General features: G+C 45.0%; 15 protein-coding genes. 6 read left to right on the top strand and 9 right to left on the bottom strand.

Annotated elements, in window-relative coordinates; translation table 11 throughout:
• Positions 1 to 305: 305 nt before the first annotated feature.
• From QZ209_RS01370 to cbiR, 4 genes are all read left to right on the top strand, one after another.
• Complete coding sequence (locus QZ209_RS01370) at positions 306 to 719, top strand: hypothetical protein (RefSeq protein WP_294343812.1); 414 nt, start codon at positions 306 to 308, stop codon at positions 717 to 719.
• A 269-nt stretch (positions 720 to 988) separates the two neighbouring features.
• Positions 989 to 1693, top strand: coding sequence for a GyrI-like domain-containing protein (locus QZ209_RS01365; RefSeq protein ID WP_294343809.1), 705 nt, complete (start codon positions 989 to 991; stop codon positions 1691 to 1693).
• 48 nt (positions 1694 to 1741) lie between these two features.
• The gene (locus QZ209_RS01360) at positions 1742 to 2416 is read left to right on the top strand and encodes a class I SAM-dependent methyltransferase (protein ID WP_294343806.1); all 675 of its coding nucleotides are present in this window, start codon (positions 1742 to 1744) and stop codon (positions 2414 to 2416) included.
• A 69-nt stretch (positions 2417 to 2485) separates the two neighbouring features.
• A complete protein-coding gene (gene cbiR / locus QZ209_RS01355; protein ID WP_294343802.1) occupies positions 2486 to 3286 on the top strand; it encodes a cobamide remodeling phosphodiesterase CbiR in 801 nt (266 codons plus the stop codon).
• A 28-nt stretch (positions 3287 to 3314) separates the two neighbouring features.
• Here cbiR and QZ209_RS01350 read toward each other — a convergent pair whose 3' ends face one another.
• The 5 genes from QZ209_RS01350 to QZ209_RS01330 form a co-directional block, all read right to left on the bottom strand.
• Positions 3315 to 5945: a carboxypeptidase-like regulatory domain-containing protein gene (locus tag QZ209_RS01350; protein WP_294343800.1), complete on the bottom strand. Its 2631-nt coding sequence runs from the start codon at positions 5943 to 5945 to the stop codon at positions 3315 to 3317.
• Between the two features lie 22 nt (positions 5946 to 5967).
• On the bottom strand, positions 5968 to 6816 hold the full coding sequence (locus tag QZ209_RS01345) for a molecular chaperone (protein WP_294343798.1): 849 nt from the start codon (positions 6814 to 6816) through the stop codon (positions 5968 to 5970).
• 8 nt (positions 6817 to 6824) lie between these two features.
• The gene (locus QZ209_RS01340) at positions 6825 to 7370 is read right to left on the bottom strand and encodes a hypothetical protein (RefSeq protein ID WP_294343796.1); all 546 of its coding nucleotides are present in this window, start codon (positions 7368 to 7370) and stop codon (positions 6825 to 6827) included.
• Positions 7371 to 7448: 78 nt separating this feature from the next.
• Positions 7449 to 8072 (bottom strand): hypothetical protein, encoded by a 624-nt coding sequence (locus QZ209_RS01335; protein ID WP_294343794.1) that lies wholly within the window; start codon positions 8070 to 8072, stop codon positions 7449 to 7451.
• Between the two features lie 199 nt (positions 8073 to 8271).
• The gene (locus tag QZ209_RS01330; RefSeq protein WP_294343791.1) at positions 8272 to 8886 is read right to left on the bottom strand and encodes a hypothetical protein; all 615 of its coding nucleotides are present in this window, start codon (positions 8884 to 8886) and stop codon (positions 8272 to 8274) included.
• A gap of 292 nt (positions 8887 to 9178) precedes the next feature.
• On the opposite strand from QZ209_RS01330, the gene QZ209_RS01325 reads away from it, so the two are divergent.
• Positions 9179 to 9334 carry a hypothetical protein gene (locus tag QZ209_RS01325; RefSeq protein WP_294343790.1) on the top strand — a complete coding sequence of 52 codons (156 nt, stop codon included), beginning with the start codon at positions 9179 to 9181 and terminating at the stop codon, positions 9332 to 9334.
• Between the two features lie 232 nt (positions 9335 to 9566).
• Here QZ209_RS01325 and QZ209_RS01320 read toward each other — a convergent pair whose 3' ends face one another.
• The 4 genes from QZ209_RS01320 to QZ209_RS01305 all read right to left on the bottom strand — a co-directional run bounded on the left by QZ209_RS01320 (position 9567) and on the right by QZ209_RS01305 (position 14398).
• Entirely contained in the window at positions 9567 to 12212 is a 2646-nt protein-coding gene (locus tag QZ209_RS01320; protein ID WP_294343788.1) for a hypothetical protein, read from the bottom strand.
• A 12-nt stretch (positions 12213 to 12224) separates the two neighbouring features.
• Positions 12225 to 13070, bottom strand: a complete 846-nt coding sequence (locus QZ209_RS01315) for a hypothetical protein (protein WP_294343785.1) — start codon at positions 13068 to 13070, stop codon at positions 12225 to 12227.
• Positions 13070 to 13567 carry a hypothetical protein gene (locus QZ209_RS01310; protein ID WP_294343784.1) on the bottom strand — a complete coding sequence of 166 codons (498 nt, stop codon included), beginning with the start codon at positions 13565 to 13567 and terminating at the stop codon, positions 13070 to 13072. The genes QZ209_RS01315 and QZ209_RS01310 overlap by 1 nt, the downstream gene beginning before the upstream one ends.
• A 192-nt stretch (positions 13568 to 13759) precedes the next feature.
• A complete protein-coding gene (locus tag QZ209_RS01305; RefSeq protein WP_294343782.1) occupies positions 13760 to 14398 on the bottom strand; it encodes a hypothetical protein in 639 nt (212 codons plus the stop codon).
• 458 nt (positions 14399 to 14856) lie between these two features.
• On the opposite strand from QZ209_RS01305, the gene cobU reads away from it, so the two are divergent.
• Complete coding sequence (cobU, locus tag QZ209_RS01300) at positions 14857 to 15372, top strand: bifunctional adenosylcobinamide kinase/adenosylcobinamide-phosphate guanylyltransferase (RefSeq protein WP_294343780.1); 516 nt, start codon at positions 14857 to 14859, stop codon at positions 15370 to 15372.
• Positions 15373 to 15475: the final 103 nt, after the last annotated feature.

The raw sequence follows: 15475 nt of genomic DNA, 5'->3' as shown, positions 1-15475 counted from the left end.
CATGATCTTTGAAAGTCAGCGCGATTATTTTACAAGTTTATCATCGGTGTGCTTGTTACTGTATTTTCGATTCATTGCGTAAGGCATTTTTGCCTGCATATGTCGTTGTTGGGTAATGAATCGAGTTGAACCAAGAATAAAATGAATAAACGGTTATCTGTCTTTACTCTTTATCATGAGAGTCTATTACTCGGAAGGTCGATGTGTTGCAAATCAATCGCTTTTATTTTTTGTTTCCTCTTTTGTCGAGCTGTTCAGCTGTAAATGCGCTTGCCCATTATTGTCAATCGACTGATCATTTTCATATGCTTTCGTCGGACAAGAGGGTTTTTTACGAAGATGGCGCTGAAGCGTTTGCAGGAGCAATAGCTGAAGCTCTTGATGCTGCGGTAGTCGATGTGGAACGGCAGCAAAACGGTTCCTTTGTTAAAAAAATACGTCTCTTTGTTTCTGCAAGTCCGGAAAGTTTTGAGGCATTGACCGGTAGGAAGGCAAAAGGGATTACCTATCGTGGCAGTGTTTTTCTTTCTCCGCGATTGCTTGAACATCCGGATGAGATTGATGCTTATGTAACGCATGAACTTTCGCATCTTTTTTTACTTCAGCATAGAGGTTTGTACAAGTACATGACGATGCCGCAATGGTTTACTGAAGGTTTGGCCGTATTTGTTTTACAAACAATCTTCGATGTTCGTTGCATTTTTGAAAGAACACGATGAGAATGCTTTCAGGAGTCTTCTGATATCCCTTCAAAGTGGTGAAACTTTCGGTAAAGCCTTTCAACAGGCGTATGATGTTTCGATTCGGGATTCATGGTGCTTTTTCACCGAGCGGTTATAGGCAGGATGATTTTTTTTGATTGAAACCACCATCTCCTTATTTCCGGAATTCATACAAAGAATAGGAATGACGAAATTTCTTGATTTTTTCGTCAAATGAGGCGAAATTGTCAACAATACCGTTGTTTTAAAACAGGTGGCCCGGATCGTTGAAAATCAACAGTCCGCCGCACGTTGGGTATGCCGTGGCTACTATCGTTGTCGCTGCAGGTTATACTTTTTATTGGATGGCTATTTTTGAAGAAGGAGTGAGCATGTCCAAGCTTGATCTTGTAAAAAAATATAGGTCGTATTATACCTCTAAAAGGGTTCCTGAAATTATGGAATTCGGTATGGTGAGTTATTTATCGATAGAAGGCAAGGGTGAACCAGGAGGTGATGTTTTTATTCAGAAACTCAAGGCACTTTACTCTCTTGCTTATGGGATCAAGAAACGCTGTAAAGAACAGGGCTATGATTTCAGCGTTCCAAGGCTTGAAGGTTTGTGGTGGGTCGATGGGGAAAGGCCGGCTTTTGACGTTCCGAGAAGCGAATGGTGCTGGAAATTGTTGATCAGGATGCCTGAGTTCGTGACAGGAGAACTGATGCTTTTCGTGCAATCCGAAGTTGCCTCGAAGAAAAAAAACGAGGTGATTCGAGAAATTGCGTTAAAACATTTTGCAGAAGGAAAGTGTATACAGATTTTGCATGAGGGTCCCTATGCTGATGAGTCCGAAACAATCGAAAAGCTGATGGATTTCATTGTTGACAATGACCTTTGTGTGAATGGATTGCATCATGAAATCTATCTATCCGATCCTGGAAAAACCGAGCCTTCGAAAATGAAGACACTCATTAGATTCCCGGTAATATAATGCGGACGAGCTGTAAAAAATCGTGAAAAAAGTGCACTATATACCGTTATGAGAAATCATCCGCAACTTGTAGAAATGTTGCCAGAAGCGATTCTTCGTCATGGACCGCGAAGGTTCATGGATTATTTGGCACAGGAGAAGGGCTTTGATACCGAGCATCATACCGAAACATGTTCGCTTGTACAGAAAACGGTTTACCCCAAAGAGCTTCGGAATCTGGAGCATGGCTCCGGCTATCAAGCGGCGTTTACCGATGTCATTGTGTATTCTTTCGATAGGGTTATACGTCACAACAAGTTGCATCAAAAACAATCCCTTCGACTACGGTTTGTCGATATTGGAAGCGGAAAAGGAAAGGCGCTCATTATCGCACATTCTTATCCATTCGAGACGATAGTCGGTATAGAGTATAATCAGGATTTGTGTGAGGTCGCCCGTAGAAATCTTTCTGTTACGAAATGCGGACGTGCAGAGTTGTTTTGTAAAGATATTCTCGAGTATGATGGCTTTGGTAGTGATACGGTGTATTTTGCCTTCAATCCGTTCGATGAACCGCTAACGAAAAAAGTGGCAAAAACAGTAGAATGCTACGGTAATGTTTATTTTATTTACAACAATCCTACCTATAAAGAGGTTTTCAGGGATTGGCAGCTCATAGACAGAACCGTGGGTTACTGTCCCAATCGGGATGTAGATATTTATTATCGTCATATGATTTCCTGATTGGCAGGCACGGAGAAAAAAGCATGGTGTCTTCGGTTTTGTGTGCAGCTATTATTCATAACACGAAAAATGAATTGTAAAAAGCAGTTTCCTTTCAGAGTTGGTACTACTTCCTATATCATTCCCGATGAGATTATCCCGAATATAGAGTACCTGAAAGACAAGGTCGATGATGTCGAACTGGTTCTGTTCGAGTCGGACGAAATAAGCAACCTGCCTTCAGAAAGCGATATTGCAAGGCTCTCTGACATCGGCCAAAAGCATGAGCTTACCTATTCGATCCATCTGCCTCTGGATGTTTATCTCTGTAGTTTCGATCCCGCAATTCGTGAACGTTCGGTTGAGAAATGTCGCAGGATTATAGAGCTGACGGAGGTGTTACGGCCTTCTGCCTATGTTCTACACGCTGAAGCAGGACAAGGAATGGATGTCAATCAATTTTCAAAAGAGGAAAAAACGGCGTTTTCAGATAATTTCCATACTTCATTCGAAAAACTGTTATCTGCTGTTTCAGTGAAAGCATCGGAATTTTGCGTTGAAACCCTCAATTATCCAATGCAGCTTCTCGATAAAGTCATTTCGTCTTTCGATCTTTCCATAACACTCGATATTGGCCATCTCGAACTCTACGGCTACCCTGTTCAGGAGCATCTTGTCCGGTATCTGTCGCGGACACGGGTGGTGCATATGCATGGTATAAAAAACGGAAAGGATCATAACGGTCTGCAGCACATGCGAGCGGAAACGTTGAATCTGGTCATGCAGGCGCTACATGAAAATCGCGATCAGGCAAGGGTTTTTACCATGGAGATTTTTTCAGAAGATGATTTCAACACTTCCTGTGCCGAGTTGATGAAATACAGCACTTGATATCACTGTAGGTGATTTTCTCCATTTGTCAAGGATTTATCCGGCCTCGCTGTGTTTTTTTCTCCGCCCCCATTTCCTTTTCGTGTAAAACAGCGGGAGTTGTTTCTTCTCTGACAGTGAAGTCGATACTGTAGAGGTAATCATCCTTAATGACTACCTCGTGCTTTACATCGGAAACGGATAACGTGTAATTTCCCGGCTGGAGTCCTTTTGTTCTGTAGTAGCCAAAGAGGTTTGTCACGGCATGATCGATAACGTTACCTTTTTCATCCATGACGGTTACTTTTCTGTTTTCGAGAGCGATTGACCGGGTATCGATAACTTGTCCGGCAATGGAATACTCGACATAAGCCGGTATGGTGATTTCGCTGACTGCTCCACTCATCACTTCGACATATGTTGTTTTGTTGGGTATGTTGAGTTCTAAAGGGAGGTTTTCTGCATCGACATCTACAGCATAGACTCCTGGTTTCAGATTCCCGACAAAAAAAGAGCCATCTACCTGGCGCTGGCTGAGCTTTTTCCCGTTCAACAGAATGTCGACGTTATTGATGTCGTCAGGTTTCAAGTTTGTTTCATTAATTATTTTCATTGACCCGGCAAGTCCACCACGGGTATGACTTATGGCGGTGCGATTGATGGGGTAGAAGCGTTTCCTCGACCGGCCAAGATCCCAGGTGAGGGCAAATGCAATGTATTGTCTCGCTTCAGGAGGGACGAAATTGGAAAAAGAGTCTTCAGTTTCAAGCCGTAAAGCGTTGTTCATATTGTAACTGTATTGCAGACTAAGTTCGAGACCTGCATTGACAAATTTATTCCATGCGATAGAGTAGCCTGTTTGGCTACCTGATGTTGATGCTCCGAGTCTGATCAGATTGAAGCGGTTTCCTTTTGGATACCAATCGAAGTAAAGGCTGCTTACATTGTTTCCTGTACTGAACGCATGTGAGTAGAGAGCTCTGCTCTGCAATGAGCGGCTGAAGTCATAATCGAGATCTGCTGCGATTATCTCATCTTCATAGGTGACGGAAATATCACTCCGTGAAGTCACATTCAGATTTGCTTCATATCGGTATTGTTCTTCGTCATTGGGAAGGGCTGACAACATGATGCTTGGCATAACATACCAGTAGGCTCCGGGTAGCAGGTATTTTTCTTCAGTCTCGTTTCCTGTTTTATTGTATCTGCCATACAAAAGCAGGTCGAAAGGCTCGATGATTCCTGTGCTGAAGCGCAAGGAGTGGTTTTTTTGTTTTTCTTTACCGTCTTTTGAATAATTTTCCTGATTTAACCGCCCGAAGTATGAAAGAGACCAATCCACTCCTTTTCCTTCAAGTCTGAAATCCGTTGCGTAACGGTCATTGGATCTTCCGCCGTAAAGAGCTATTCCCCAGTTACCGCCTATCGAGAGGACTGTTCCGATAAAAGCTTCTCTGTTGATGTTTTCCGGGTTATACTGGATTCCTGCTTCGATGGTCATCCGGTTGTGAACGCCGTAGATAATGTGACCGAACCCGGTCCATGATGTGCTGTCGTTTTCATTTTGGTACAGAGGGTTGCCAACTACCCCGCCACCAGCTCTTGTGAGGAGTTCTTTTGCCGGAAGCGTACGGTTCAAAATTGACATTGTATAGTCAATGATTGTCAAAGGCTTCTCCCGCAATGTTCTTTGAAAAATATAGACCTCGGTACGTCTCGGATCGGAAGTCATCCTGACATTGGGAAAACGGAACCGGCCGTCAAGGCCGATTCGTTGTCTTGCGATAACAACACCTTCGATCCGGAGTTCGGCGATCGAGGCAGGAGGGGCGTTACCTTCAATGGTTCGTTGCTGTGTTCTGTCGAGGGAAAGGAATGCATCAGAGTCACTGTATCGTTCAAAATCCAGCTGATTGAGAATTGTCTGGTTGTTCCATCCTACCTGTATACCTGTAAAATCAAGGTCGTTTAGAAGAGAAAACGGATCGGATGACCCGGTTCCTGCTCTCAGGACCGAGTTGTTATTGTATGTGGTCCAGTGGTAACGAGAAGGTCGGATGCGTGTCGTGGGATCACCTTCGAATGTTATGTCCCAGACACCGCCGGCTAGTCTTCCTCCGGCTTCAACGAGCAAGTCTCTGCTTGTATTGTCGTTGAACTCATAGGAAACCTGGGGTTCGAATCTCAGAAAAGAGAGGGAACTGGAAGGTGCTTCAATATCAGGAGTGATAACCGGTTTCGCTGCTTTTTTTCTCGAAGGTTTACCGGAAGCCCAAGGGACATCGAGTGCAAGAGCGAATACCGACTGTACAAAGCGTCCTTTGACATAAAAAGATTTTTCCAGCTGATCGAACGATATGCATCGTGTGTCTTCAATGAGTTTCAGACTTTTCGGATCGTGTGAAAGTACTCCGAGAGTTGTTTGATAGGTGACTTTCCCGTTTTCCGCAGGTTGACCTTTGAGTTTTGTTTGCTGAAAGAAAAGGTCGAATGGAATCCAGTACGTATTCTGGTAGCGATAGCAAATGAGGGTGCCGGCAGTTTTCTTGTTGAAGAAAACTTCAACAAGAAGCGGTTCAGGCTGCCCTGATTCGGCAGCCTGAGCATAGTGTATCGCGCTATTACAGTACAGAACGGAAATAAGGAAAGAAAGCGCAGTGAGTCGCTTGATGAAAGCCATAGGCCGTTACCCTTTGCATCTGTCAGCGCGATACGGGATAGGTCTTTTCAATCTTTTTATCTCCGAGTTCTCCGGAAACGGCAACAATATATGATCCCGACCTTGTGAGCGTGGGGAGCTGAGTTATGATTGTTCGGGTATTACCGGGAAGAACAGGAGTCTGATTCAACTGGCCGGATGCAACAAGACCGTCAGGATTTTTTTCGGGATTTTCAGCCTTTACGAACTTTTCTGCATTCTGGATTCCGGGGAAGTCATCTTTTTTCCATATGGAATAACTGCCTGTCAATCTGGTGTGAACGTTTCCACTGTTGGTGATCGCTGCTTTCAGTGAGTTGCCCGATTTATCGAAAGAGAACGATGTGAGCGTCGACGAACGTTTGACGGGATTTGCATTCGCATATACTCCGACACCCAGCTTGAAGAGAACTTCTACCGGTTTTTTTTCTTCATCTGCTGCGTTTTCCGCCATGGATTCTTCGATGAAATAGATGAGAGCCCTGTGTTCTCCGGGATCGGGTTTGACGGGAGGACGGACAGATAAACGAACAACCTGGCTTTTTCCTGGTTCAAGGGTAAACGCGGTCGGGTTGATCAGCATCCATTGGTCGAGGGACTGTTCGGTTGGCGGTAGAAGTTTGACTTCATTATTGTCGTCGAGGGTCCAGTTGTAAACCTCTACTTTTACTTTTGTCGGTGTTTTTTTCAGATTGAAAAGTCTGAGCGATTCGTTAACCGGTTCGGAACCGATCGAAAGTTCGAGCATCGAAGGAGATACTCCTATCTGGCCGGGAGGAGCTGCTTCTTGAGCGTGAACATTGGCTGCCATTGTGACCATGACAATGAGGAGTGCCGTGAGTAGATTTTTCATGATAGCGTTTAGATTGTTATGATTGTTATTTCGATGGTGCCGAAATATTTTCCGGATTTTTTTGCTCGGGAAATGTCCAGATCCAGGTCGACTCTGCCAAGGCATCGGATCTTTTTTTTGTTTTTTCTTTCACACTCGACGGGTTTTTCGGTAAGGTATGCTTTTATTATCGACGAGCTGTCATTCTTGTGTGAAAGGGCATTTTCAACCCCGCTTCTGCTGAGAATCCTGTATTCGACATCGAACGCTCTACCGCGTGAAAAACTATCGTTGTCGTCATCGTCATCATCGTCGTTGACGTTGAACTGGTAATACCACAACAGCACGTTTTTTCGGCTTATTCTCGTTGTGGTGTGGACTTGTTCAAGAAACAGTTCGGGGGTATCGACATCGCTGCTGTTCCATCTTACGTCAGCTTCGAATGGACTGAGCGATGTTGAGATGCCGCTTTTGGACAACCCGATTTCACTCAATGTTACCTTGTCAAGCTTCCTGTTTTTGTAAATCTTCAGATTGTCTGCAGAAAATGCAGGTCTTGCATGAGAGGTTGCCATTAAAAAAAAAGCGATTGTCACCAACAGAGTGTTTGTTTTTCGTATCTGGCAAGTGGACATTTGTGGATATCCCTAACCTTATATCGTCGAGGCAGTTATAGTATATTGCCCCCCGGCGTGGCTACCTGATCGGCTGGTTTTACTGAAATCGAGATCCAGCTCTATGCCTCCAAAGGTTGCAGAGCTTTTTGCAATACCACCAAGGTTGGTTTTTATCGAGCTGCCGCTGTTTTCTCCATCGTTGACCTTGACGTTTGACATACCGATTTTCGATTCACCGTTTGAAAGCTCATCTCCGCCAGATGGGATCGTTACGGTAACCTCTGCGTTGCCACTTTTTGAAAAACCTCTTACAGCCCAAACATTCGGCATTTTCACGGTTGTTTTCGTTCCATCGAGTTCGAGTTCGGCATCCATGAGATTGGCTGTCGAGAGCTCGTCTCCGGAAGCTGCGCCTTCCCATGATACCTCCATGGTATTGTCCCCCTGATCAAGAGCTTCCGATGTCGGGGTTTCGAAATTGAGGGTTAGGTTCGAGTAATAGTGCAGTACGATGAATTGAGGGACATTTGCAGTGACTTTGGCTGTACCGCTGCTCGATTGTTGTCCGCCGCCTACGACGGCATCTGCATTTTCGACAAAAAATGCAAAAATAAGAAGAAAAACCGCACAGGTTTTTCCTGAAAACGATAATAACGTCATAATGAATTGTTTAGGGGATTAAAGGACAGAAAAAAAAGCACCTACGCTTAAATTTAAGAAAGATATTTCATGAGTGAAAACAGTTTTCTTCAAGTAACGTGTGCTGTGAAAATAACAGGTCGCTTTGGCTTTTCAGCTTGTTGACTGTAGGTGAACCGGCTGAAATGATAAAACAGACAAAGAGGTTCGGATTCCGGAATCAGATTGTTTCGGCAGTGATTTTATACTGGCCACCGGTGTGAAGGCCTGCTTTGGTTGTTTCGGAAAAGTTCAGTGTTATGCGGACATTGCCGATAGTTGCTTCCGAACTCGCTATTCCTTTGAGACTCGTGTTGATCGAGGTGCCGGAATGACCGGCATTATCCTCGATTTGAATATTGCCTTCACCTTCCTCGATGATAATTCTCGATGAACCTGAGGTGAGCACATTGTTGTTGAGTGATATCGAAACTTTCGCATTTCCAGAAGGGGAGAGGCCTCGGATAGCCCAGACATTCGGCAGTTGCAGGGAGACCCTGTCGGGTAAATCGATTTCCGTATTCTCGTCGGTAAGCTGATGCGTGCTTTCGGCCTCACCGTTCCATTCAACATCGAAATCGGCAGAGCCTCTGTCTTCTGCGGATGAAAACTCTTCAAAATTTAGGGTCAATCCCGAATAATAATGGAGGATAATCAGGTCGGGAAGAACGATGGAAATATTGGTGGTGCCTACGACGCTTTGTGATTTCGAGGGGCTTTCCGCTTCGGAGACCCGTGGATCGAGCAGAAAAATGCTCATACAGAAAGCAATGAATGTCAAGGCGTTTTTTGCCATCTCACTCGTTATGTTCCGGGGGGTTCGGGGGAACTCCAGAGGATACTTCGTATACTATCCTTTCTCTTACATTGTACTGAATTTCTGCTTGATCTCAAACTTTCCCATAATATCCGTTTCAACAGGCCGGTTTCTGAGCGTCAATAAATATAACGATTTTCAGCCCTTTTTATGGATTTTCAGGCAAGCGAAGCGCGACCAGGAAACCAATCTAATACCGCATCGAGTCTGATGTGATATTGCCGGATAGGACGTCATGCCCCTCTCTTGAAGTCATCCTCGGGCTTGACCCGTGGATCCATATGCATTCCTGTCGCTCAGCATGGATGCCGAATCGAGTGCGGCAGGACTCTTTTCTCCCGGTCATCCTCGGGCAAGCGAAGCGCGACTCGGGGATTCGTTGGTTTTTCTGTTGCTCAGTATGGATGCAGCATCAGGTGCGGCATGACTCCATTCTTCCGGTCATCTTCGGGCAAGCGAAGCGTGATTCTTGGATCCCTATGCATTTCTGTCGCTCAGTATGGATGCAGCATCGAGTGCGGTATGACTCATTTCTCTCAGTCATCCTCGGGCAAGCGAAGCGCGACCCGTGGATCCATCTTCTGTCGAGAGTATCTATGGGTGTCGCATCGAGTGCGGTATGATACTGTAGGTTGGAGAAGCGGTTTGAAAGAAACGTATTACTGCTGCTCATGGGATTCGGGTACGATAATATCGATTTCAAACAGAAAGTTTTTTTTAATGGTAAAGTCTGTTTCCGTTACATGGTCTGGTTCGCCTTCTTTTGTTGTCGTTACTTTTGCTGTATAGTTTCCTTGTCTCAGTCCATCGACACGGTAGTGACCGAACTGGTCGGTTCTCGTCCGCTTTACGGTTTTTCCCGATGAATCGACTATACTGACAGGTACATCTACAAGCATATGCTCCGAAGCTGTGCACACCATGCCTGCAGCACCATATTCCGTAAAAACAGGGATATTGACTTCAGTTACGGCTCCGCTTTGCACTTCAACCTTTATGTTCTGTCGCTCGACAACCATTTCAAGTGGAAGGTTTTCAGGATCGACCGAGACCGTGTATATACCCGGTCTGAGGTTTCCTACGAAAAAAGTGCCACCAATCTGGCGTTGCCCCAGTGTTCTGCCGTTTAACAATATTGAAACATCATTGATCGACGATTGGCTGGCATTTGCATCAGTCATGATTTTCAAGGCTCCGGCCATACCTCCTCTTGTCTGACTGATAGCCGATCTGTTGATCGGGTAAAACCGTTTACCGGAGTATCCTAAATCCCAAGTGATGGAAAGACTGATGGTGTGGTTGTCGTAACTATCGGATAGAAATGGGCTGTCTTCTATGGACAATCCGCTGGCGTTGAACATGTTATCGTTATACGATAGAATTGCACTCAGTCCGGAATTAATTTCCTTGCTCCATGAACCGGAAAAACCGAATCTGCCATGCATATGTGATGCTCCAAGCTGGATACGGTCATTCCGGCTGTTTCCTGGATGCCAATTGAAATGAACGCTCGATGCATGTGTCTGGTTTTTCGGGGCAAAAGAGTGATAAAGCTGAAGCGTATTGGTGCCGTTTCTAAGATCATGGTTGATATTGGTGGATATTATCTTGTCTTCATAGCGAAACTGCATATCGGTATCGCGCCGTGCTCTCAAATACACTTCATAGCTATATTTTCCATCGTTGTCGTCTGGTATTATGGACAATCTGGTCCGAGGGAAAAGGTGCAGATATCCACCGGGTAGTAGGTGCTTGCTGGTTACCAGGTTATTTTCCTTGGTGTAGTTGCCGTATACAAAAGCATTCATCCAAGAAAATGGACGAGCCTGTAAACGGACTATATGCCGCTCCTTATGCTCTCTGGTATCATATCCAAATCCCTTTTCATTCCACTGTGAACGTTGGGAAACACGCCAATTCTTCCCATAGCCGAAGATCGAGATATCTGCACCAAAACGTCCGTTTGACTGTGCGCTGTAGAGTGAAGTGTTCCACCTGGAACCGACAGACATGATAAGTCCGAGAAGTTGATCGGTCGATTTCTCATATGGGTCGTACTGCATGCTGCCTTCGAGCGTTACACGTTCGTTCAGTCCATAAAGTATATGGGTGAATCCTGTGAGGGAAGTCGGCCCCGAATAGTCTTCATCGAGAGGATTGCCTGAGCGTCCTACGGCGCAATGAAAGAGCATTTCATGCCTTGCAAGACTCCTGTTCGCAGATGATTGGGTATAGTCGATGATGCGAAGAGGCTGTTCCAGGGTTGAATACTCATAAATATACACCTTGGTTATTCTCAGATCGGTCGTCATGCGGACATTGCTGAAAATGAATTTTCCGTCGAAGGAAATTCTTTGACGTGCAGCGATACGTCCGTCGAAACGCAGTTCGGCGATACCTCCGGGAGGACCTGTTCCTTCGATTGTCCGGCGCTGCGTTCGGTCTATATTCAACAAGGCATCGGAGTCACTGTAATGCATATCGTCGAGATTCTGTAAAATGTTGCGGTTGTTCCATGCGATCTGAACTCCGGTATACTCGGGATTTTCGACAAGATTGTATATCTGGCTTGTTCCGGTACCTATTCTGAAAACAGTGTTTTTACTGAGCGTTGTCCAGTGATATTGTGAAAGCGACAGTTTATCGTGCTTGTTTCCTGTTGTCACAATATCCCACATGCCCGGGCCTATTCTTCCTCCGGCTTCTAATTCCAGATAATGATCGGTATTGCTGTCTTGAAAGCTGTGGGAGATATCGGTTTCGAAGTGTAAAAATGAAAGTGATTTTCCCGGGGCTGAAATGTCTGGTGTTACCGAGATTTTTTTTTCTTTTTGTTTCGACGAAGTAACCGGCTTCCAGGGGATGAGGATTTTTACCGTATAAAGGTATTCGTTGAATAGCGGATGGACGTGGAAGCGTTCTTTCAGCATGGCAAATGAAATGCACTGCTTCCCTTCGAACTCCTGTAAAGTGCTGAGGTTGAAATGTATCGGACCGAGGCTTGTCATGAACTGCATGATCTGATCGTTTTCCGATACTGATGGCAGATCGACATGTTTATGGAAAAGCTCGAAAGGAACCCAAAGGTCGTCATGGCTTTCGTAGCATATTTGAATACCTGCAGGTCGATCGTTGATGAATAAATCGACAACAACAGCTTGTTCTTCCGTAACAGTCTGTTGCTTTGAAGAAGGGGAGATGGATTCGTCAACTGCAAAGAGCGCAAGGGGAAACGATACCGTGTTCAGTGCCAGAAACGCAAGAAATGCCTTTACTATTTTACTGTTACAACCTGTTGCCAGCATTGAGGTCCGAGACTATTTCGCCAGCTTGAAAAGGTGTGTGCGGGGAGTGCCGGCGAGAGTGTCTTTTACGGCAACGATGTACGTTCCGCTTTTTTCCGGTTGAGGTAAAGGAGTTTCAACTGTTCGTCTTGTGCCCGGAAGAACAGGGAAGCTGTTGAGAATGCCTCTTCCGGCAAAGCCTTCTGGCTTTGTTTTTTCCTTGCTTTTCGAGAACAGATTGTCAAAATCGCTTTCTTGAGGGAGATTGTTTTCGTTCCACACAATGAATTGGCCTTTCAATCTGACATGGGTGTTGCCGGTGTTTTCGATATCTGCGGAAAGGGCGTGCTTATTGTAACGAAACGAGTGCAGAACTGCTTTTTTTTCCACCGGTTTCGACGTTGCATAGATTCCGACCCCGACGCGAAATCGGGTTTTTATGGTTTTTTGTGCAGTGGTATCCTTTGTCGAAGGGGCTTCTGAAAAATAAATGATTGCGCGATGCTCACCCGGATCTGGCTTTACTCTGGGCCGGATCGAAAACCGAACAGGTCTGCTCTGTTTCGCAGGAACTGTGAAGTGTAAGGGGTTTATTGTTATCCACTGATCAAGCGACTGCTTGCTTGGAGGTAATAGTTCGAGTTTGTTGTTTGCATCGATCGTCCAGTTGTGAACACTGACCTGTACGGTTACAGGCTCTTCCCTGAAATTGAAAAAACGGATTGTTTCGTTGACCGGTTTGGTTCCGAGTTGTATGTTTTCAAAAATGCTCGGTGACAATCCGATCTGTCCCTGCGGCAGATCTTCTGCATAGAGGAACGGGGGAATAAGTATTTTGAAAAAAATCAGTGAAGAGAAAAAGAATAACCTGTACATCATTATATATAACTTAATGTGGTGAAAATGGTGCCTCTGTATGTTCCTGAGCGTCTGGCATGAGAAATGTCGAACTTCAGGCGAACAGTTCCCCGGTAAATTCTGATGTCATCATCATCATCGTCATCGTCATAATAGCCGGAGACCCTGTTGACTTTTTTATCATTGACACTGATTTTTATCCATGAACCCGGATCCGAAACGTGGCTCATCTTTCCGCTATTGCCATATTGATCAACAATCGAGACGTTGAACGTGGGTGTGTGCCACCAATAGTCGTCGTCATCATCATAATAGATCAGTTGCCAAAGCCACTCCTGGTTTGATTGCGACTCGTTCGTCCAGCGTCTGAATGTTAATCTTCTGTATACCTTCTGAAGGTTGCCGGTTATGAGTCCAGCTTCTGTCACTGTTCCATCCCAGCGTATATCTGATGAAAAAACACCTTCATTGGCAATTTGCGCCGCTTGATTGTTTGGGAAGATGTTTTTTGGTTTCATTGCATCGAAGACGATGCTTCTTTTGAACGTGATTCTCGTGTGATGACCGTCACAAAAGGATTGTTTTGGGAAGAGAAAAAAAACGCTCAAAATTACGGCTGCCGGGAATAACGACAAGAGGTTCTCCGAAAAGAACCTCTTGAAAAAAACTGGGGTCATGATTACCATGAATTGATTGACAGAGGTAAAATATTAAATGGCTGTAGCTGTAATGGTGTATTCCGCACCTGCAGCGACATATTGACCTGAAGTATTTGCTGAAGCCAGATCCATGGTTAGACCGACGTTACCGATAGTTGCATTTTGTTTCGATAGACCGTCAAGATCTGCGGTTATCGAAGCACCAGGGCCAGCACCTTCAGTCGAGACCGTCAGGTTCGAGAGCTCTATCGAATCGGATTGAGTGTTTGCAAGCGAGGTGTTTCCCTGCGCGATGGAAACCGTTGCGGTGCCATTGCTGGAAATTCCACGGACCGCCCAGACTTTTGGTAGGGTTACATTGATTGTCGAGTTACCGTCAAGCTCATACGTCGGGGCATCTGATAGGCCGCTTCCTGCAAGCTCACCGGAGCCGTTGCTTGTCGTTCCACTCCATGAGGTGTTCCAGGAGCCAGCGCCTTCATCGACACCTGTCGAAATATCCGTGTTGAAAGAAAGAGAGACATCGGACAGGTAGTGCAGTATGATAATGTTGGGTAATGTGATCGAAATGCTTGTGTTTCCCGTTGCCGTTGTTCCTGATACAGTGGCATGGCTGACTTTACCGAAAGAGGTAAGCAGTAACGCCGCGAGAGCGACAATTATAAATGTCTTTTTCGAGCTATGTTTCAAGAGATCCTCCCTGTTTTTTTGTTTTTTAATTGTTCACACATTTAAATGGTAAAATCATTTACTGCTTTTCGATGTATTATGTGTGCAAATACTGTGCCGTCTTTCTGCGTATGGGTGGGGTAGACATATGGTTTATATGAAGAGCGTGTGAATTTCCGGCTTTATGATATTTTTTTTTAAAAGCTTTGTGTTTTTTTTCGATTTGCTGTTTCTGGCTGATGTTGTGAATTTTGTGTGCGTGGGTTGGGATTTGTTGAGCTGTTATTTGCGTAAGACTGTTTCGTTTTGAGTCTGTTGTTGTTTCGTTTTGAGAAAAGGTCTCATTTCGGGGCGATGACTGTTGTGGAGTTTGTTCAGTCCAAGCTGTTATGCTATTCTCTTTTTGTTCAGGGGGTGGTTGTATCAAAGAGAGTATGAGTGAGAAGTTTTTTTCATTGTGATATAAAATTCGTTTCGATATGGCTGATGTTGTTTTTCTTACGGGCGGGGCGAGAAGCGGTAAAAGTTCATTTGCTCTTCAATGCGCAGAACGATATGCCAAAAAAGCGTTTCTCGCTACTGCCGAACCTTTTGATGACGAGATGGCTGCGCGCATCGATAAACATCGCGAAGAAAGAGGGGAGGAGTTTGAAACCCTTGAAGAGCCCATTGATATAGATATAGCCTTGAGCGCTATACCTCGATCGATCGATGTGGTGATCATAGACTGTTTGACCGTATGGGCAGGAAATCTATTGTATAAGCTCGAGTCGGATGAAAGAATAACGGAACATATCGATCGTTTGCTTGCCGTCTTGCAAAATCCTCCCTGTAATGTTATTCTCGTATCCAATGAAACGGGTATGGGGATTGTGCCGGAAAATGCCATGTCAAGGAAGTTCCGTGATATAGCGGGTACCATCAATCAGAAAGTGGCGGCTGTATCGACCGAGGCATGGCTGCTTTGTAGTGGTTTGCCGGTGAGGTTGAAGTAGGGTTCCTGGGTAATGGGGTTTAGGAAACAGGTGATGGGGAGGAGGTAGTAGGGAATGGAGGGCCACGGTGCTGCTCTATGAAGTCCCGACATAAATATACATG

The sequence above is a fragment of the Prosthecochloris sp. genome, assembly GCA_015482705.2.
Lineage (GTDB): Bacteria > Bacteroidota > Chlorobiia > Chlorobiales > Chlorobiaceae > Prosthecochloris.
Note: the sequence above shows the minus strand (reverse complement) of the source record. Positions and strands in the feature narration are given on the sequence as shown.